Here is a 20405-nt window from a genome sequence, read left to right as displayed (position 1 = left end):
CTGCGACACGATAATTTTACGCACTATGAAGGTTAAATTTTGAAAGCAACAAATTTTTCGGAACTAATAAAGATAGCCGCTCTGCAGCTTTTTAGAGAAAAAGGATTCAACAATGTCTCCACCCGCGATCTTACACAAAAGCTTAATATTTCAAGGAGCCACATCTATCATTATTATAGTAACTGGGAAGCATTAAAAAAATCGGCCATAAAATATATGTTTGATAATGACATCGAGGAATGTCATGCAACGTTTAATGCCTCGGAAAGTATGAGCCCAACTGACAGGGTCAGGCTGTATATCAAAACGCTGTTACCTGATGCGCCATCAGCGCACTGGCTGCTCTACCTTGAACTCTGGCCGATGGCCGCGCGCGACGGTGATTATGCTAATTTGGTCCATAATCAATCACTCCAATGGATCAATATACTCGAAGAAATCATCGACTCCGGAATTAATGAGGGCGAGTTTTCCTCGATAAACGCTTCGGTATCCGCCAGACAAATAAATGCATTAATAGATGGATACTCGAGTATGCTGATCCTCGATTATTCAAAAGAAAAAAGAACCGCTTTTCTTAATGAAATATATGAGATTTCTTTTAAAATCCTTGGTAAATCCTTCTGAAGCGCATGAAAAACCCGCAGGGGAAATTAGCGCTTGTTTATGTCCAGATAGCTTAAAATGCGTTTCATTTTACTTTCCGCTGTGGTGTTACCCGCAACTCGGGCATCTATCCATGTCTCATCGGCTTCAGGGTGAGGGCCTGATAATATGACATGTCCTTCCCCATATTGATATCTGGCGATAGCGACATCCCCATTGTCGTAATAAGCTATCGCCTGGAACCCAGCATTTGAGGTTGTGTTGTTCAGATAGGGGCCATCCTGATAGTAAAAAGGTTCCTGTTTATTATTCCATTTCACTTGCAAGGTGTAATCCCCCTCATCATAGGCGCGTGAACCAGGTCTTCCCACTTCTGACTCAAGGGGAGCATCAATGAGCCCAATCCAGTCTTTATCGGCAAGATATGCCCCCATGCAAATACCAATAAAATCTTTGCCGCTTTTCACAAATTGACGGATAGCCTCAGCGCCATCATCACCAATGACGTCATAAGAACCGGGTATATCCTGACCGCCGCCGGGTTGAATGTAGATATCGAATTTTTTAAGCGTTTGCTCATTCACTTTCAGCGTTTCTTTTTCACCCACATAAGCGATGTTCAGCGGCAGGCCAGTACCGACGAGCGATTTCACCACCATTTCTGAACACCCCGCGCACCCGGCATCTCCCCTATAAACAGCGATACGATAACTTTTTGATGGTGAGGCATTTGCTGAGATTGGTGCGGAAAAAATAGAGAAAGTAAAAGCCAGAGCAAGGGTAATCATATTTGCTCTCTTCAACTGAGTTTCCTGGAAAAAAAGTGGCATCACGCTATTCCCCTTGTCATAGAGTGTTTTGTAAATCATTAAGAACCATTTTTACCATTCTAAATGCATGACATAAAATTAGAGCAGTCGCTCAAATTTAACTTTGGTGTTGATTTTGTCAAGCGTTTTTAAGCGCGGCAAAAAAAAGTTAATACGTAAAAAAGTGTAACTCTGACAAAGTTGTATAAATTTTTTAGTGAGATGCAGGCGACATACGAAAGGATAAGAAAGCAGAAACAGCGGTAACCTTGAAATCATCAACTAAGGTGTAAGGGCTAATTAACAGGCGGTGTCCTGAAAGCCATACATAACTGAACAAGACATTTTGTTTTTCGTAGTATGTCCGTGAGAGTATGCTTCGGCACGCACGAGGCAGATGAGAAACGGCGATGGCCCGAATCGTATAGAGACGCAAACCTGAATATTCCGGACACCGCGCTTCAGGACATCTCCCTGGACGCCGATATCTGGCAGTATCCGGACGGTACTATCGAACGCCGGGCCAACGGTACTACCCTGCCCTTTATGACTGACGACCGGCTATCTCACCCACGCACTTCTCCCTGAAATTTAGCATCGTCGCGGTTAATGTCGAAAATTTGCCACCTGACGTGGTTGGCATCGAGGGTGAAAACTGCCGTGGCGAGGGTGTTCTCCTCATCCGGATCGTCGGCAGCCAGCCGGTAAATTGGCAGTTCGGCGTCATGGGTATCTGAGAGAATGGCTTTTGCCGCCGCGGCGTCAAACGGAGGTTGCGTTTCCCGCCACTGCACGAGGCGTAACTGCCGCGACGCTGAACTGTCGGTAACGATCTGCTCAACGCCAGCCAGTGCCGCATGCACCAGATGGTTGGCATGCCCGGTTACCGTCGTCAGGGGGAGAACGGAACAGCCTTGCCCGGTGGCCTCAACGCTGAACAGCCGCGCATCGCCCAGCTGCCCGAGCGTATGGTGAAACGCCCCGGATCGCGGCTGGCCGATAAGTATAGTGATGGCCTCGTCGAGGGTGTTCGCATTCAGCGAGGCGCGAGCCAGGATCTGACGCGGTAATCCCTGCGGACGATGCACTGCACGGATGTTATTCACCGTGTTAACGATACCTTTTTCATTCACCGCAAAGGTGTGGCCGCAAATCGACCCCGGATAGGCAAAACTCGTAAAGCTCAGACCGCGACTCGGGGTAATGGTAGCCAGCAAGCATTCATCCCGTAACTGAGGAAAACCGTCTTCATTGTGCGCGATAATCCGCTCGCCTGCGGCGTTTACCCCGGCCACCGTCGTACAGCCATCCGACGTTGAGCGCACCAGATCGCCACGGCAGTTCCAGGCAAAGACCTGATCAACATTGGCCTCCAGCCCCTGCGCCAACCCCTCCAGCTCCTGCCAGATGAGCGGATAATGCCGCTGCACCTCGGTGCGCATTAACCGGGTCTCAGGGGATGCCTGCAGGGTCATCACCGTTTGCCACAATGGCGTGAGCATCAGTTTCTGATGCCATGCTTCACGGCCAAGCTCGCCAAGGCGAAGGCCAATCTCAAACGGGGAACCACTGATGTCGATTTTCTTCATGGGATGGATTCACTTATGTTCAGGAAACGTGCTGTAAAAATTCTTTCAGGCGCGGATTGCTACTGGCATTCAGCAGGATATCAGGTGGGCCATCTTCAGCAATGGTTCCACCATCGATAAAAATCAATCGAGAGGCCACATCGCGTGCAAAGCCAATCTCGTGCGTCACTATAACCATCGTCATCCCTTCATCCGCCAGTGAACGCATCACTTTTAATACTTCATGGCGCAACTCCGGATCGAGCGCAGAGGTTGGCTCATCAAACAGCATCATTTTCGGTTTCACCGCCAGCGCGCGGGCGATAGCCACGCGCTGCTGCTGGCCGCCTGAAAGCTCCGACGGATAGTGCTCGGCCCGTTCGCCCAGGCCGACACGTTCCAGCAGCGCCAGCGCCTGTTTGCGGGCTGCCGCTTGACTCATTCTGCGTACGCGAATAGGCCCAAACATCACATTTTCCAGCGCCGTCAGATGCGGAAACAGATGAAACTGCTGGAATACCATCCCCGCTTCGCGGCGGATTTCGCACTCGTTGACGTGAGGATCGGTCAGGTGCATTCCGGCAACCAGCAAGGTGCCGGAGGAGATCTCTTCCAGCTTGTTAATACAACGCAGCAGCGTCGATTTACCTGAACCTGAAGGACCGATAATCACGACCACTTCACCGGCATCAATTTTCAGATTGATATCGTGCAGCACCTGGGTGGTGCCGAAATGTTTATCGACCGCGCTAAATTCAACCATGCTCATAAAATATGGATCCTTTTCTCCAGTTGCTTCAGCAGGAAGCTCAGGCACAGGGTGACGACAAGATAAATCAGGGCTACCGCTGTCCAGACCTCAAGGGCACGGAAGTTCCCGGCGATGATCTCCTGCCCCTGGCGCGTTAATTCCGCGACGCCGATAACAATGAACAGCGAGGTGTCTTTAATGCTGATAATCCACTGGTTGCCCAACGCCGGGATCATGCGGCGCAGGGCCAGCGGCATAATCACGTGCCATAGCGTTGCGCGCTGCGATAATCCCATCGCCAGACTGGCTTCTTTAAATCCTCTATTGATGGACAAAATTGCGCCGCGCGTAATTTCCGCAATATACGCGCCGGAGTTAATAATAATGGTGACCATCGCGGCCGTGATGGGGTCAATACGAACAGGCAGAATCATTGGCAAGGCAAAATAGATAAACATCACCTGTACCATAATTGGCGTACCGCGAATCAGCTCGACAAAAATTAATGATAATGTTTTCGCGATACCGCCTCCCAGTGCACGACAGATTCCTGCCAGCAGACCGATGATAAAGCCGCCCGTCAAACCGACCATAGAGATCAATATTGTCAGCTGCAGCCCCTGTAATAATAACGGCAGGGATTCCCATATATATTTCGTTTCGAAATTCATAATGCGGTCTTTTACTCTCGGTTCTGGCCGGGGTTACCCGGCCCGGCGGGGGTTATTTAGGTTGCTTGTTAAACCATTTGAAATAAATTTTGTCGTAGGTGCCATCCGCGCGTAATGCCTTTAACGCGGCATCGACCTTCGGCGTCAGGCTGCTGTTTTTCTGCAGGGCAAAACCGTATTTCTGCGGCAGAATGCTGTCCGTTTCCCCGGTCGATTTTACCTTACCGCCACCTGCGGTTTTCACGTAGTAGAGCACGTTCGGGGAGTCGTGAACGACCGCGTCCAGATTGCCTGCCTGCAGGTCGAGATAGGCGTTATCAATATTGGGGAATTCGACATAGTTGGCTTTATATTTGGATTTCATAAAACTGGCCGCGGCGGTGCCCTGCTTCAGCCCCACTTTTTTACCGGCAAGCTCGCTGAATTTGGTGATGGAATTATCACCACTTTTCACCGCCATTAAGAGATCCGCATCGTAGTAACCCTCGCTGAAATCAACGACCTGTTTGCGGGCATCGGTAATGGTGATCCCGGCCATTGCCACATCTAAATTACGCGATTGCAGCCCAGGAATTAAACCGCCAAAATCCATAGGGCGTAATTCGTAGCTGACATTCATTTTCTTCGCAATGGCTTCCCATAAATCGATATCAAAACCAACATATTTATTGCCTTGTTTAAATTCAAAGGGAACGAAGGCAGTATCCACACCGACTAATAATTTATCTTGTGCCATGACGGCAAAACTCGCCGAACAGGCAACCAGTGCCAGGGTAATCTTTAATTTTTTCAATAATGCAGACATAATAATCCTCAGCGTAATTAAGACAGCAGACATGAGTTTTCACGCAATACCCTAAAACTGATATTGGCGTTGAGAATAAAAACAGTATCCCTACATTCGCACGCGATATAAAAATGAAGGCGTGCGAATTATTTATGCGGGAAGAATAAAATCCCTGGTGTCGGGTACTGGCGTCTGCGCGCCGTTCATAATCATTGAAAGAAAGCTGTAATAACCGTTGATGCCAATCAGATCGACAACGCCCTTTTCCCCCCAGAGATCGATTGCCTGTTGCCAGATATCATCGCTGACTTTTTTATGCTGATGCAGCTGCTGGCAAAAATGGTAAACCACCCATTCATCAGCCGCCAGCGCCTCTGGTTGACGCCGTTCATTGATTGCCTGCACCGCCTGCGCCGGGATCCCTTTTTCCCTGGCTATTGGCGCATGAATGGCCCATTCAACCGGCTGCGACCAGTGACGCGCGGTCAGCAGGATGGCCAGTTCCGACAACCGCTGCCCCAGCGCGCTACGGTAGCGCAGATACTCCCCCATTCGCTGCGCATGGGCCATCAGTTCCGGGCTGCGCAACAACGGTTCAAACGGCGGCAGCAGCGCGCCGCGCGGCCCGTTGATAATCTCCTCCGCAAGCTGGCGTTGTTCATCGCTCCACTGCTGTTCTGACAGCGCAGGTAAACGGTTCATGGCTGACGTCTCATCAGTTTATGCGTCTCTTCGCTGATGACCTTGTGCAGGGTATCCACCACGAAATCGAGTTCTGACCGGCTGACAATAAACGGCGGCGCAATCAGAATATGATCGCCCCGCTGGCCATCAATGGTTCCGCCCATCGGATAGACCAGCAGCCCGTGCGCCATGCACTGCGCTTTGATAGCCGCATGCAGCTTCAGCAGCGGATCGAATGCCGTTTTGCGCTCTTTATCGCATACCAGCTCCACGCCGGCGAACAAACCGCGACCGCGCGTATCACCGACATACGGTAATCCGCCGAGCACATCATGCAGCGCCTGCTGCAAATACGCGCCCTGCTGCTGCACCTGCTCGAGCAAACGATCTCGCTCGATAACCTGCTGCACGGCCAGCGCAGCCGCTGCGGCGGTCGGGTGGCAGATGTAGGTGTGACCATGCTGGAACATTCCGCTACCGGCTTGCAGCGCGGCGACGATTTGCTCACTGGCCAGCACTGCGCCAATGGGCTGATAACCCCCGCCTAAACCTTTTGCGATGGTCACGATGTCAGGGACAACGCCATCCTGTTCAAAGGCGTGCAACGTGCCGGTACGGCCCATGCCGCACATCACCTCATCGGCGATATACAGAATGCCGTATTTATCACACAGCCGACGAACGCCTTGCAGATAACCCGGCGTAGGCGGCATTGCGCCGGTGGTTGCGCCAACCACCGTTTCGGCGATAAAACCGATAATTTTTTCCGGCCCGGCGTCCAGAATTGCCGCTTCGAGTTCGCCAAGTAAGCGCTCGGTATATTGCTGCTGGCTTTCACCCGCCTCACGGTCACGGTACTCATTACAGGCCGACACGCGCACCACATCCATCAGCAGCGGCGCGAACTGGCGGCGGCGCCACTCGTTACCGCCAACGGCCAGCGCACCCAGCGTATTGCCGTGGTAGCTTTGTTTACGGGCAATAAACAGCGTGCGATCCGGCTGCCCGATCTCCACAAAATACTGCCGCGCCAGCTTCAGCGCCGTTTCAACCGCTTCCGATCCGCCGGAGACGAAATAGGCATAGTTCAGGGAACCGGGCGCGGTGCGGACAAGCTGCTCTGCCAGTTGTTCCACCGTATCGCTGGTGAAAAAACTGGTGTGGGCATAGGCCAACCGATCGATCTGCCGGTGCATCGCCGCCAGCACATCCGGGTGGGCATGACCCAGACAAGAAACCGCCGCCCCGCCGCAGGCGTCCAGATAGCGTTGACCACTGGCATCGGTGATGTAAGCGCCCTGGGCACTGACTGCCACTGCTGGGGTGGTACGGAGGCTGCGGTGAATGATTTGACTCATGCTTTTATCCTGCTTTAGAAATCGCTTTCGCGTAAGTTGAAAGCATCTTGCAGGATCCATTTGAATCTCGTCAATTCAATAATGATTCAAATGTATTTAATTTTCTTATGATAAAAGCAAATGAATCATTTATCAGGACTTATCGGGCATCACATACGCCCCGGAGCGTTGCAGATAACGTTCTGCGCTCTCAATTTTATTCACCGCCTCCCTACCGTGGCGGGCAACCAGCATCGCCAGCAAACACTCGGCGACGCCCATACCGGACACTATCGAAGGGAAAAAAGAGGGGCTGCTGAGGGAGAAAAGCAACGTGCAGTCCGCCGTTTGCGCCAGCGGCGAAACCGGAGAGTCGGTGATGGCGATAATCCGTGCCCCGGCCTGCCTGGCTGCATTGAGAACGTCGAGAGATTCGCGGGAATAGGGAGAAAAGCTGGTCAATAGCAGGCAGTCTTCCGCGTTGATCTCACGGGTGAAGACTTCGATATTACTGGCCAGCCCGTCAATCAGCGATACCTGGCGATTGAACAATCGATAGACATAAAACAACGACCAGGCGATAGGAAAGCTGGCGCGGAAGCCGCAAATATAGACCTGCTTCGCTTCATCCAGCAACGTAACCGCTTGCTGCATAGCGTGTTGATTCTCTGCCTGAGTGAATGCCAGATTGGCCTGATGCGCGAGGAACACCTCTTCGTACAGCGCGGGCTGCGTCCCTTTGGCGATCAATTTTTCAGCCTTAGATACATATGTATCATTTCCTAAGCCGAGATCGTCGATAAATGCGCTTTTCAGCTCCCGCCAACCGTTATAGCCCAGACGCTGCGCCAGGCGTAGCAGCGTGGCAGGCTTAACGCCGGCTTCCGCGGCGAAAGCGCGCATTGATTGCACCACCAGTTGGTTGGCATTTTGCAGGGAAAATTCCGCCGCGCGCTGGAGTTCGGGCGACAGCAGGCTGAATTGGCTCACAATATTTTCACGAAGATTCATGGCGTATCGTTATCATCCGTAAGAGTGGCTGCGGCGAAACCGGGCCGCAGAAAGGGATATATATAACCATAATTCGCCGTAATTGCATTATGGCAGAGACGGAGGCTCATCCCTGCGCCACGGAGTATCGCCCCAGGCGAATGATCCGAAGCCTCTTTATTCGGCGCCTGAAACCGCGGGATTTGCAGGAACGACCCTATACCCAACTCTTTGATGGCATTGGCAAAAAACATTGTCGCCGCTATCGCAAAAGAGAAATTATTCGCTTTATTTATAAATTGGCTTGCTAAATAATTAGTCAGGTTTTATTACGCAGTAGAGGAATTAAGATGCGTTTCAGTACCATGCCCGACAGTGAAATTATTTCTGAACTGTGCCGAAGAATTAAAGAAACGCGTATACAGCTGGGCCTGTCACAGATTGAGCTGGCCGAACGCGCTCAGGTCGGCGCGGCAACCATTAAACGCGTTGAATTAGGCGAATCCGTTACCCTCAGTACGCTGATTGGTATTTTGCGCGGTCTCGATCGGCTGCACCAGCTGGAGTCGATTTTATTTGACTCGCACATGCGTACATTTAAGGCGCAGCTCAGTGCCGGAACCCCTTCCCGTATCCGTATTCGGAAAAAAACGCATCAGCCAAAAGAGAAATTGCCCGCCGCTGCCCAGACCAAAGAGGCTGACGCCACGATTAACGAATGGTACACCTCATCGGCTTCTAACAGCGTGGTGTGGTCTTTTACGCCGTCCGACGGAGAGAAAAAAAGCTAACAGGCTTCAGATGATTTTAAAGATCAGGGAAGAGAAAACCGCCTGCGGCTCAGGCAGGCGGTTTTTAGGGGACTCAGGATTCACACACCGCGACTTTAATCGCCAGACCGCCCCGGGCGGTTTCACGGTACTTGGCGTTCATATCTTTGCCCGTCTCAAACATCGTTTCGATAACTTTATCCAGGGAGACTTTTGGATCGCTGGTACGGTACATCGCCATACTGGCCGAGTTTATCGCCTTCACTGCCGCAATCGCGTTACGCTCGATGCACGGCACCTGCACCTGGCCGGCCACCGGATCGCAGGTCAGGCCGAGGTTATGCTCCATGCCGATCTCCGCGGCGATGCACACCTTCTCCGGACTGCCACCCAGCAGCTCGGCCAGTCCGGCAGACGCCATCGAGCAGGCCACGCCCACTTCGCCCTGGCAACCGACTTCTGCCCCGGAAATGGAGGCATTCATCTTGTACAGAATGCCTATCGCGCCCGCCGTCAGGAAATAGCGCATATAGATTTCCGGCGTCACCTCTTTGATAAAACGATCGTAATAGGCCAGTACCGCCGGAACAATGCCGCAGGCGCCGTTGGTCGGCGCGGTTACCACTCGCCCGCCCGACGCGTTCTCTTCCCCCACCGCCATGGCGAACATATTGACCCAATCCATCGCGCTCAGTGGCGTAATCGACTGGCTCTGCGGCGCCAGCACGCGGTGCAGCGCAGAAGCCCGGCGCGGCACTTTCAGCGGCCCCGGTAAAATACCTTCCGTATTCATCCCCCGGTTAATGGCGTTTCTCATGGTCTCCCAGATTTTCGCCATATTTTGCTCAACGTTCTCCCGGCCGTGGCGGGCGGTCTCGTTTTTCATCATCACGGCGGAAATCGACAGGCAGTTGTTCTGGCAGTGCGCCAGCAGGTTGCGGGCAGAATAGAACGGGAACGGAATATCAACCTCCGCCTCCAGGTTCTTACCAAAGTTTTCCTCCGTGACGATAAAACCGCCGCCGATGGAATAGTAAGTCTGGAAGTGGACGATTTTGCCATCGCAAAACGCCGTAATGCTCATCCCGTTTTCGTGCAGCGGCAGAAACTCATTGTGAAAGCGCATGCATTCCGCCACCGGGAACTGTATCTCGCGCTGGCCTTCTTCAATAAACAGACGATGCATGGTGTTGACATCGCGAATAATGCCCGGAATGGCGTCGATATCAACGGTATCCGGTAGATACCCTGACAGACCAAGAATAATGGCGATATCGGTATGGTGACCTTTACCCGTCAATGAGAGGGAACCATACACATCCACCACCAGCCGAGTCACTTTATGCAGCAGGCCTTTTTCCTGCAGGGTATCAACAAACTGTTTTCCCGCTTTCATCGGCCCAACGGTATGTGAGCTGGACGGCCCGATGCTGATTTTGAAAATATCGAAAACGCTAATCATATGGCACCCACGCGGTTACATAGCAAAACGGATGCGCCGCCGGTGACAGGCGGCGCTGAAAACTTAGCTGAACAGAGAGAAGAAAATAGCGGAGATGGCAATCAGTCCCATCACCACCACAAACGCGTTGCTGATGTGGCCGCTGTACTTGCGCATGGCCGGTACTTTGTTAATGGCATACATTGGCATCAGGAACAGGATCATCGCGATGACCGGGCCGCCCAGCGTTTCAATCATCCCCAGGATGCTGGGGTTCAGGGTGGCAACAATCCAGGTGGTCACCAGCATGAACAGCGCGGTGATCTTGTTCAGTTTGTTGATTTCGATCGATTTCCCTTTTCCGCGCAGTGACTTAATCACCATGCCGTTGAAGCCTTCACGCGCGCCGAGGTAGTGGCCGAGGAAGGATTTAGTAATCGCAATCATCGCGATGATCGGCGCCATCCAGGCAATCACCGGCGCGTTAAAGTGGTTCGCCAGATATGAGAGGATGGAGATGTTCTGCGCTTTCGCCTCCGCCAGGTTTTCCGGGGAGAGGCTCAGTACGCAGCTGAACACAAAGAACATCACCGTCAGCACCATCATGATGTGGGCGAAGCCCAGAATACGGGAGCATTTGCGCTCGGCGTCCTGGCCATATTCTTCACGTTTAGCCACCGCAAATGAGGAGATAATCGGCGAATGGTTGAAGGAGAAGACCATGACCGGGATGGCCAGCCACAGGGTCATCCACAGACCATTTCCCGTTGCCGAAGCGCTGCTCAGCGACAGCGTATCCAGTACCGCGCCGTTCCATTGCGGGATCAAATACAGCGCCAATATCATCAACGCGAACACGAACGGAAACACCAGCACGCTCATGGCCTTAACAATCATTTTTTCGCCAAAACGGACAATCCCCATCATGCCGACAATTAAAATCAGCGACAAAATAGCGCGCGGCGGAGACACCAGACCAAGCTGGTGAGTAATAAAGCTGTCGACGGTGTTGGTAATAGCAACGCTATAAACCAGCAGAATCGGATAAATAGCGAAGAAATAAAGCAGCGTGATAAGCTTACCTGCACCGGTGCCGAAATGTTCTTCCACCACTTCGGTAATATCTTCTCCCGGATTTTTGCCCGACAGGACAAAACGGGTTAAACCGCGGTGGGCAAAAAAGGTCATCGGGAAGGCAAGAATGGCCATGATGATTAACGGAATTAAACCGCCGACCCCGGCGTTAATTGGCAGGAAAAGCACCCCTGCACCAATTGCGGTACCGTACAGGCCCAGCATCCACACGGTATCACTTTTTCTCCAGCCGCTGCTCTCGCGAGCAACGAGGGTATTTTGAACGGTTTCCATAATATGGCCTCAGTAATATAGAGTAGGGTCAAATTAATTTGACTCTGATTCAGGTAATAAAAACGCTGTGTTTGTTTGGCTATTTTATAAAATGCAACTATGCTGATTCACTAACAGCGATCACATAACCTGATTTATAGTGGCACCTTTTAACGCATCAAAATTAGTACTGAAATCTTATTATTTTTTAAAGTATCATTTTTAATACGTTATTATTTGTATGGGTGTACTTAACGTGCTGGATATTTATATAATTCACGTGCAGAGATAACAACCACTATTTGTCATACGATTAATAAAACGCAAAAAATCAGGGGCAAGGAAATAGACACCCTCCCCCTCAATTTTCGCTAAAAGCTCTTGTAGTGCTCTTTACTCAGGCCATAAAATGACGGACAAGAAAGGCCCGTGGCGTAAAGCTTGCTTTGGGCAACAGCCTCTACGACCCTGCGGATTCGATGGTTAAGATGTTCTTTAACGTGCTGGCAACGTTTGTCGAATTCGAAGGAGACTTGATACGTCTTCGCACGCGCGAAGAGATGGCTATTGCCCGGGGCAAGGAAAACTGCGGGGGAAGCAGTCGACGCTGTTAGATAAACAGCAGAAAGAGCTTTGCAGGATGCACGGAAGCGGTGAATGCTCTATCAGCGATCTGGCTGAATTATTCTCCGTCTCCCGCCCCACGGTCTATCGGACGCTTTCCCGGGGAAATAATGGAAAACCGGATTTAATAAAAATCAGCAAGGAGCGATTATGTACAACAACAATGAAGTCATCAGTTACCTACAAGCCAACAAGATTCTTGCGCTGAAGCTCGATCATGCTGTTTCTGCTGTCGGCGAAAAGGTCAGAAACCAGGTTGATGCATTAGGGAAGGGGGCAACCCGCCTGCTGTATTACACGTCCTGTTTCACCGATGAATACAACGATGTTTGCCAGCAGCAAAAGACAGAAGATTTGCGCTTCAGGAATGCTGTTATACGCATTATCCAGCATGGTGACGTTGTCTTTGAAATGCTTCGGGTCTACTTTGAGGAAATATTCAAATACAAAACTAATGCTCAATTAGAGCATATTAAAAAAGCGCTTATGGCCGTGAATGTCCATATCGCTGCCAGCACCCTTACAGGTGCAGGGTACGCTTTAGCGGTCGCTACCAGCATTCGTATTGGATTGAATCTAAGTATGCAACTCAGTGCCCTTACGGGACGCGCTGCGGGTACGGTTGCGGGGGTTTTGGCTACATATGGTTTGGTTCAGAAAGCGGCGGATAGCGCCCATCGTTTACACGTCCAATACCCAGCCTATTATTCAGCACTTTACATGCAACAACTAGAAATGATGTATTTTTTGATTGAGCCCCTATTCGAGCGCGCAGGTGCCTTTGAAGCGCAATGGGTGTCTGATTCTGGCATAGCAAATATTATCACCCGGATGATTAGATAATCATGATTCAATCACTAAAGAAATTTCTACTGTGGCAACTCAGGTTTTTATCATCGTTGTACGGACCTGTGATCCTCACGATTATTTTTGCGCTGCTTCAGGGGTATTTTTTTCCTGAGAGCCCTGTTTGGCCTATAGGCGTATTTGCAATGATTATGATTGTTGTTTTTACGCGTTATTGTAAATGGTGACAGGGTGAATATCACTGTTATTTAAATCATCACTGATAAGGAAATTATATGTCTACTCCCGCTCATTTATGGCTTGAAGATGAAAACGGATCGCCGATTGTTGGCAGTTGTTTAATGCCCCTGCGTTTAGGTTCTATCGAATTAAAATCATTTTCGCATGGTGTAACCATTCCAGTAGACCCCAGTTGGGGCAAACTTACTGGAACGCGCGTTCATAGCCCGATCACGATAGTAAAAGAATTTGACCAAACGACACCTGTTCTGTATCGCGCCGTATGTGAAGGCCGAACACTGAAAAAAGCAACAATCAAGATGTACCGAATACTGGAATCGGGCATTGAGTCAGAATATTTCAATATCATCCTGGAAAACGTCAAAATAACGACGGTTTCCCCATACCTTGCCCCTAATGGCATGAGTAGCACACATCTGGAAACACTCGAATTGCGTTATGAGGCGATTACCTGGAAGTATACGGAGGGTAATATTATTTATCGTGATTCATGGAACGATCGTTGTTGTGCCTGATGACGAAGTTTCTGACCTCCGTGCAGCCCATGGATGCTGGCGCTGGCCGACGCACAATAAGCGCCTGAACCCGGCAAAAGAGAGTGCCAGCCTGCTGGCACTTTTAACCTTAAACAGGGTCGATAACCGTCACGCGGGCACCTTTAAATAGGGCGCAATGCTCGCTAATTTCTCACGGGTTTCCGTCAGTTCGCGTTCCGGCGTAGATTGCGCGATGATACCCGCCCCCGCCTGTATCCAGCAGCGCTGGCTATCCTGAAACACGGAACGCAGTACTAACGCCGCATCGAAGCGCGTATCTTCCAGCAGCAGGATTGCGCCTGAATAGAGCTCCCGCGGCGTTTTTTCAATTTGCATGATCGCGTTGAGGGCCGCCTTTTTAGGGATACCTGACGCGGTAATTGACGGAAACAGCACGGTAAACGCATCCCAGGCATCCTTATCTTCCGCGAGCTGGCCGCTGACGCCAGACCCCAGATGCTGGACGCTGCCGCGCTGGCGAACCGACATCAAATCCTCGACCACCACGCTGCCGGGCTGGCAAACCGCCTCCAGTTCGGCAATGGCTTCTTTGACCGAGAGGATATGCTCAAGCACCTCTTTACCGTCGTGCAGCAGCTCCCTCTCATTTGCCTGATTATGCGCCGTATCGCCCATGCGATCGCGGGTGCCCGCCAGCGGTTCAGTGACCACTTTCTTTCCCGTCACCGACATCACCAGTTCCGGACTAAAACCCAGCGCCTCGCGTCCTTGCTGGCGAAACATAAACGTACGGGTGGGCGTGTTGGCCTGTCGTCCATATAGCAGCGTAGCGGGCATATCAATTCGCGCTGGCAGAGGAATCGCGCGTGAGACGATGACTTTAACGTAATCGCCGCGGCGGATCGCCGAAACGGCGCGCGCAACCTGCTGTTTATACGCTTCACCGTCCAGGGCGGTATCCACAACCATTGGCCCGCATGGTGTCGCCGTATCGACCTCTTTTACCCACTCGCACAGACGGCGGCATCCGTCGGCGGAGTCCGCGTAAACGGTAACATTTCCTTTCTCAAAAATAAGTTCTTCACGGGGAGCGGTTAACGTTAGCAGCGGCCACTCGCCGGCATCATAGGCCATTCCCCGCGCATGGGCCGCAAAGTTGAACCCAACCTGGCCATATACCCGGCATCCTCTCACCCGCGGATGCGTCATAAAACGACGCGCGCAGTCGGTAATCGAATCTACCGCCCACTTTTGTTCTCCGGCATCATCAATGAATGTCGCCTGGGTGCCGTCGGCATTAATCTGCAGTTGCGCCTGGCATCCTCTACCTATGTACCAGCAAGGTTGGCGCTCATAGACATAGCACTCTTCATCTCCGAACTGACGTAAGACGCCAGAAATCATCGGTAGCCATTGCTCCTCTGGTAACGCCAGGTGTAAAAATTCACTGATTTTCATCCCTTACCTCTCTGTGTTATTCCCGGATCAATCAATTGAGCTTGTCATTAGTTCTTTTGCCGAACGCAGTCGGATAGAAACAATCCACGCCGCCAGCAACGTGAATACGCCGGCAAACAGGAAGCAGGCCGCATAGCCAAAGCGCTGCGCGACAACGCCGCCGACTACGCCGGCCAGAATGGCGATGGCGGCGTCAGTACATTGAAAGAGCGTAAAATCGACACCGGCCTGCAAAGGCGAAGAAAGCGCCATCAGCGTGGCGTAAAGACAGACCAACGCGCAGGCCAGCGAAACAGATTGAACAACGATCAACCCCTGGAGAATCGGCAGCAGTAGAGGACCCGGCGCTATCAGCAGCGTCATCACTACCGCCAGCAGCGCGATGCCCTGCACGCCATAAGCCGCAAACAGCGCTCTGCCGGGTGAGAGGTATTTCATCAGCAATCCACCCGCCAGCGTTCCGGCTATGCCCGCCGCAATATTACCGCCGCTGAACAGCGCGCCGAGCGCTGACATGCTCAGACCATGATCCAACAGCAGCGGTGCCAGAAGAGGCAGCACAAACCGCATGCCGGAATTCAGCATCAATACCAGCATTAAGCCCAGACGAGCCTGTCGCCTTCTAAGCGCATAACCCAATGCCGGAACATGCGGAACAGATGCTGCGCGCGTTGGTTCGGCAACGCGCCACAGGGGTACGGATAAGACCAGGATCAGCGCCGCCATCATCAGCATGGCCGCAGGCCAGCCGACGGTCGCCGACAGCATCAGAAACACCCCGCCGCCGCACATCATTCCCAGATAGCTGCCGCCGACCTGCACGCTGTTTCCCCAACCGTACCCTGCGCGGGTCAGCTGATCGACGCAAAAACCGTCGCTGGCGATATCAATAGTTGAGGCGATCGTACCCGCCACCATAAACAGCGCAAATAGCGCGACGACTAGCGTTTCGGGCAATCCGCCTTCTCGCCCTGTCCCGCCAATCGCGGCGGCAATCGCCAGGATCGCCGCGAGCGCAGCCTGCCCGCGCAGGATCAGCATGCGGGAACGGCGCTGCGGGCTACCAGGAGGTAGCCGCCAGCGCTCGACCCACGGCGCCCAAATAAACTTCAGCGCCCAGGGCAGCATGAACAGGGTTGTCGCCCCGGCAAGCGCAAGCGATCCGCCAGCAGCGCGCACCAGCGCGGGCAAGGACTGCATCGAGAGCGCTGATACCAGACTCTGTGTCACATAGATGCCGGCAATGGCGAAAATCACCCGCCCGGTGGTTAACGTCAGCGATTTCACATTCGACGGAACGTCACTCATGCGCCACCTGCTCTGACGTGGAACTCCCTTCGGCGCGCCAGGCGCGGGCGGCCGTTTGCGCGTGCCACAGCGCCTGGTAACGCCCATGAAGAGAGAGCAGCTGCGCATGGGTGCCCTGTTCAACCACTTTGCCCTCCTCCATCACCAGGATGTTTCCGGCCCCGACGATGGTAGACAGGCGATGGGCGATAATAATCACCGTCCGGTTGTGAACCAGGTTATCGATAGCTTTCTGTACCGCCAGCTCGCTATCGATATCCAGCGCGGCGGTCGGCTCATCAAGAATGACGATCGGCGCATCTTTCAATAAGGCTCTGGCAATGGAAATCCGCTGGCGCTCGCCGCCCGATAGCTGTCCGCCCATCTCGCCCATTGGCGTCAGCCAGCCTTGAGGAAGGCGGGTAATGAATTCAAGACACTGCGCCGCGCGGGCGGCCTCTTCCACTTCCTGCTGGGTCGCCTGCGGGCGCGCAATCAGGATGTTCGCCAGCAATGTGTCATCAAACAGCCAGACATCCTGGAAAACGACGGAAATCAGGCTGTTGAGCTGCTCCGCCGTCAGGCGACGAATATCGACGCCGCCGATAGAAATCCGCCCTTGCTGCGGATCGGCATAGCGCATTAACAGTTTGCTGACCGTGGTTTTACCTGCGCCGGAAGCGCCCACCAGCGCGCTCATACTGGCCGCCGGAAAGGTTAAAGAGAGGTCATTGAGCGCGGGAGCGCCGCTGTCGTCATAGCGGTAATGAATATTGTCAAAGCGGATATCATAACGTTCCGGCATCTCCCCGCGTTCGGCAACGGGAAGCGGCGCGATCGCCATAAATTGCTCAATACGCTTTAAGGCGCTGGCAATCAGTTCCACCACCGAGGTGTAGCTGATAAACATGGCCATCGGTTCAGCGAAACGCATAATCATCGCGGCGGCGGCAATCAGAAAGGCGAGGTTCAATGTGCCCGTGACCACCCAGATAATTCCGCACAACACCACCACCTGTAGTCCCAGCTCCACAACGCCGGCGATCAGCATCGTCGCGCCCGCGCTCTGGCGGTGAGTGCGGGTCTGTAAGTTTTCCAGAGCATTAAAATGATCCCGCAGCGCCCGGCTTTTATCGGCATCGCTACCGCAGGCACGCAATACCATCATCCCCTGCGCAAATTCAACAATATCCCCGCTCAGCCGCTGGTGCGCTTCGCCCAGGGTCTGCATTTGTCGCCGCATCGCCGGGCGGCGCCAGTAATAAAACGGCGCCAGCAAAGGGAAGATCAGCAGCATCACCAGCCCCAGCCGCCAGTCGATCCACAATGTCGCCAGCGACGCCGTCAGCGGCGTGACGATGGTCAGCAGTAAAATATTGGCTATCGCAATCACATAATTGAGGTTTTCATCCACGGAGCCCAGCAACAAGGCGTTCGTTTCGCCCGCTCTGCCGCGCTGGAGCCTCTCCAGCGGCACGCGGCGTAATTGTTCGCCCAGGCGCAGGCGCAGCTCATGGGTGGCCTGCGCCAGATGCCCGCGGTATTCAAAGCCCAGCCCATACCAGCGGAGCGCCAGCGTCACCAACGCCGCAATGCTGAAGGCCAAAGCCCAGTGAAGAAGCCGCGATGCTTCATTCCGTAGCAGCGCATCAACGATCGGATAGAGACAGGCGAAGGCGATCCCCTGCATCAATGCCGCCAGCAGCAGAGCAACCAGACTGCGCCGCAGCGTTCCCGCCTGACTGCCCACGCTGGAGATAAGCTGGCGCCAGATCGCGCGCCAGGCCAGATTATCCGCCGGGTTAGTGTCTTTCATTTTGCACCGCCTCTTCCTGCGTTCCACCCGGCGCCCACTGCTGCGCCTGCTGATAGCGTTGCCATAGCCGTTGATACAGGCCACCCTGCGCCAACAGCTGCCCGTGGCTCCCGCTTTCCCGGAGCTGACCGTCGGAAAACAGCAATATCACATCGGCCTGAGTCACCATGGAGAGACGATGCGCGACCATGATGACCGTCCGGCCGCGCATGGCCGCCGCGAGGGCTTTGATAAGCGCCGCTTCACCTTCCGGATCGGCAAACGCCGTCGCTTCATCAAGCACCAGAATGGGACGATCCTGCAAAAGCGCCCGGGCGATGGTGATGCGCTGCCGCTGCCCGCCGGAGAGAAATACCCCTCGTTCCCCGACCCGCGTGCTGTAACCCTCCGGCAACGCGCTTATAAACTCATGCGCCTGCGCCACTCTGGCCGCCGCTATCACCGATTCCAGCGGCGTATCCGGCGCGCCCAGACGGATGTTATTGGCGATCGTGTCGGCAAAAAGAAAGTTGTCCTGAAACACAAACGAGATTTGCTTCATCAGGGTCTCTATCCGCATATCGCGCAGATCCACGCCGCCAATACGAATATGGCCTTTGTCGGGATCGGCGTAACGCAGCAGCAGCCGCGCCACGGTGCTTTTCCCGGCGCCGCTTGGCCCTACCAGCGCCACAATTTGCCCGACAGGCACGTGAAAGCTCACCTCCTGCAACGCGGCGCCAGTCCGCGCTTGCGGATAATGAAAGCTTACCTGCTCAAAGGTGATACTCGCCTCTTCCGGCTGTCGATCGGCTCGCGGGCGCGAGAGTTCCGGCATCGCGAGAACCTGATAGATACGCTGAACGCTTAAACGCGTTTGCGCGACCAGGTTATTAAGCATCATCATCGGCATTACCGCTTCGGCCATTCCGCTGGCTATCAGTAAAACGGCTACCCAGGCGATAAAATCGAGACTGCCAGCGTGCAGCAGGCCGTATCCGCACCAGATAAGAACGAATATGGTCGGCAGCGGGTTCAGAATTGAGAATGAAAAGCGCGCTGAAAATCCGGCCTGTCGATACCAGCTTTTGAGCACATCGACCCACTCTTCGAGGGCATGTTGATAGCGCAAAAAGCTGGTACTGCCGCTATCAAAGGTCCTCACCACCGGCATGGCCTGTACGAACTCAATCACCGCGGCGCTGACCCGTTCACGCGCCTGATGATAACGCTGAGCCATGTTTTCCGAGCGCTGACGGGCGAGTACCAGCACCACCGAACCAAACGCCAGTACCCCCAGCGTCGCGATGGCCAGTCGCCAGTCCAGCCAGAATACGAGAACAACTGTCGCCAGCGGCATGATTATGGCGCGGGCATAGAGCGGCGTGCTGTCAGCAACAAAAATATGTAACGACTTCACATCATCCAGCATTACTTTCGCCACCGATCCGCTGCCCATTTGCTGTAACGCGCCCGGCGCAAGCTGTAGGGTCTTGCGGGCTAATCTGCTGCGCAGAATATTCTCCAGATGGAAAGCCGCATAATGAGAGGTATTGAACGCCTGCAGGCGCAGGATAAAGGTCGCTATCACGCAGCCGACTACGCCGCTCAGCGGCCAGACGGGGATGATGTAAGGCGCCCCGCGCAGATCGCGCAGGCACCATGCCAGAAAAAGCAGCGCCCCCAGGCTGGTGAAGGCCGCCAGCCCCGCCAGCGCCATAGCCAGGAGCACCTTCCGGCGAACCGGGGTAATCACCTGCCAAAGAGGAAATCGGGACAGCGATTCAGTGTTGGATGAGTGAGATGACATGGGAGCGACTGATTTTCCTGATGAATTTTTATGGACGCCAAAAACACTATTTCAAGGTGGCGTTCCGGGAATTAATGTGAATAATAACCATTATCAATTACTCATCTACCCCATTCGGTTCTATTT

General features: G+C 53.3%; 18 protein-coding genes and 1 pseudogene. 5 read left to right on the top strand and 14 right to left on the bottom strand.

Annotated features, from left to right (window positions below; translation table 11 throughout):
• Nucleotides 1-39: 39 nt before the first annotated feature.
• Nucleotides 40-627: a TetR/AcrR family transcriptional regulator gene (locus ABLU67_RS17045; protein WP_025106354.1), complete on the top strand. Its 588-nt coding sequence runs from the start codon at nt 40-42 to the stop codon at nt 625-627.
• A gap of 26 nt (nt 628-653) precedes the next feature.
• Here the strand turns inward: ABLU67_RS17045 and ABLU67_RS17040 are convergent, their stop codons facing one another.
• The 8 genes from ABLU67_RS17040 to ABLU67_RS17005 form a co-directional block, all read right to left on the bottom strand.
• On the bottom strand, nt 654-1436 hold the full coding sequence (locus ABLU67_RS17040; protein WP_348852429.1) for a BPL-N domain-containing protein: 783 nt from the start codon (nt 1434-1436) through the stop codon (nt 654-656).
• Nucleotides 1437-1981: 545 nt separating this feature from the next.
• Nucleotides 1982-3004 (bottom strand): C45 family peptidase, encoded by a 1023-nt coding sequence (locus ABLU67_RS17035; protein WP_348852401.1) that lies wholly within the window; start codon nt 3002-3004, stop codon nt 1982-1984.
• A gap of 19 nt (nt 3005-3023) precedes the next feature.
• Entirely contained in the window at nt 3024-3746 is a 723-nt protein-coding gene (glnQ, locus tag ABLU67_RS17030; RefSeq protein WP_254540073.1) for a glutamine ABC transporter ATP-binding protein GlnQ, read from the bottom strand.
• 2 nt (nt 3747-3748) lie between these two features.
• Nucleotides 3749-4405: a glutamine ABC transporter permease GlnP gene (gene glnP, locus ABLU67_RS17025; RefSeq protein WP_224293084.1), complete on the bottom strand. Its 657-nt coding sequence runs from the start codon at nt 4403-4405 to the stop codon at nt 3749-3751.
• 52 nt (nt 4406-4457) lie between these two features.
• Complete coding sequence (gene glnH, locus ABLU67_RS17020; protein WP_044112285.1) at nt 4458-5210, bottom strand: glutamine ABC transporter substrate-binding protein GlnH; 753 nt, start codon at nt 5208-5210, stop codon at nt 4458-4460.
• Nucleotides 5211-5342: 132 nt separating this feature from the next.
• A complete protein-coding gene (locus ABLU67_RS17015) occupies nt 5343-5894 on the bottom strand; it encodes a hypothetical protein (protein WP_004850921.1) in 552 nt (183 codons plus the stop codon).
• Nucleotides 5891-7234, bottom strand: coding sequence for an aspartate aminotransferase family protein (locus tag ABLU67_RS17010; protein ID WP_014229371.1), 1344 nt, complete (start codon nt 7232-7234; stop codon nt 5891-5893). The genes ABLU67_RS17015 and ABLU67_RS17010 overlap by 4 nt, the downstream gene beginning before the upstream one ends.
• Before the next feature lie 132 nt (nt 7235-7366).
• Nucleotides 7367-8224, bottom strand: a complete 858-nt coding sequence (locus tag ABLU67_RS17005; protein WP_049070604.1) for a MurR/RpiR family transcriptional regulator — start codon at nt 8222-8224, stop codon at nt 7367-7369.
• Nucleotides 8225-8553: 329 nt separating this feature from the next.
• Between ABLU67_RS17005 and ABLU67_RS17000 the strand changes: the two genes are divergently transcribed.
• Nucleotides 8554-8994, top strand: a complete 441-nt coding sequence (locus ABLU67_RS17000; protein WP_348852400.1) for a helix-turn-helix transcriptional regulator — start codon at nt 8554-8556, stop codon at nt 8992-8994.
• 73 nt (nt 8995-9067) lie between these two features.
• Here ABLU67_RS17000 and ABLU67_RS16995 read toward each other — a convergent pair whose 3' ends face one another.
• Both ABLU67_RS16995 and ABLU67_RS16990 read right to left on the bottom strand, forming a co-directional pair.
• Nucleotides 9068-10435: an L-serine ammonia-lyase gene (locus ABLU67_RS16995; RefSeq protein ID WP_049079826.1), complete on the bottom strand. Its 1368-nt coding sequence runs from the start codon at nt 10433-10435 to the stop codon at nt 9068-9070.
• A gap of 63 nt (nt 10436-10498) precedes the next feature.
• Complete coding sequence (locus ABLU67_RS16990) at nt 10499-11782, bottom strand: HAAAP family serine/threonine permease (RefSeq protein WP_014229376.1); 1284 nt, start codon at nt 11780-11782, stop codon at nt 10499-10501.
• Between the two features lie 401 nt (nt 11783-12183).
• Here ABLU67_RS16990 and ABLU67_RS16985 point away from each other — a divergent pair.
• The 3 genes and pseudogenes from ABLU67_RS16985 to tssD all read left to right on the top strand — a co-directional run.
• A pseudogene (locus ABLU67_RS16985) lies at nt 12184-12491 on the top strand (helix-turn-helix domain-containing protein); the annotation flags it as partial.
• Nucleotides 12492-12535: 44 nt separating this feature from the next.
• Nucleotides 12536-13228 carry a hypothetical protein gene (locus ABLU67_RS16980; protein ID WP_046877585.1) on the top strand — a complete coding sequence of 231 codons (693 nt, stop codon included), beginning with the start codon at nt 12536-12538 and terminating at the stop codon, nt 13226-13228.
• 239 nt (nt 13229-13467) lie between these two features.
• Nucleotides 13468-13947: a type VI secretion system tube protein TssD gene (tssD, locus tag ABLU67_RS16975; RefSeq protein ID WP_071998075.1), complete on the top strand. Its 480-nt coding sequence runs from the start codon at nt 13468-13470 to the stop codon at nt 13945-13947.
• A 129-nt stretch (nt 13948-14076) separates the two neighbouring features.
• Here tssD and ABLU67_RS16970 read toward each other — a convergent pair whose 3' ends face one another.
• From ABLU67_RS16970 to ybtP, 4 genes are read right to left on the bottom strand one after another with little or no spacing between them, the layout of a single operon-like run.
• Nucleotides 14077-15387 (bottom strand): salicylate synthase, encoded by a 1311-nt coding sequence (locus ABLU67_RS16970; RefSeq protein ID WP_064374685.1) that lies wholly within the window; start codon nt 15385-15387, stop codon nt 14077-14079.
• 27 nt (nt 15388-15414) lie between these two features.
• On the bottom strand, nt 15415-16695 hold the full coding sequence (gene ybtX / locus ABLU67_RS16965; protein WP_348852399.1) for a yersiniabactin-associated zinc MFS transporter YbtX: 1281 nt from the start codon (nt 16693-16695) through the stop codon (nt 15415-15417).
• Entirely contained in the window at nt 16688-18490 is a 1803-nt protein-coding gene (gene ybtQ / locus ABLU67_RS16960; RefSeq protein WP_348852398.1) for a yersiniabactin ABC transporter ATP-binding/permease protein YbtQ, read from the bottom strand. Before ybtQ ends, ybtX begins: the two co-directional genes overlap by 8 nt.
• Nucleotides 18477-20189 (bottom strand): yersiniabactin ABC transporter ATP-binding/permease protein YbtP, encoded by a 1713-nt coding sequence (gene ybtP, locus ABLU67_RS16955; protein ID WP_348852428.1) that lies wholly within the window; start codon nt 20187-20189, stop codon nt 18477-18479. Before ybtP ends, ybtQ begins: the two co-directional genes overlap by 14 nt.
• Nucleotides 20190-20405: the final 216 nt, after the last annotated feature.

Origin of the sequence: Klebsiella sp. GN_Kp190, assembly GCF_040061795.1 — a bacterium.
Taxonomy (GTDB): Bacteria; Pseudomonadota; Gammaproteobacteria; order Enterobacterales; family Enterobacteriaceae; genus Klebsiella; species Klebsiella michiganensis.
Note: the sequence above shows the minus strand (reverse complement) of the source record. Positions and strands in the feature narration are given on the sequence as shown.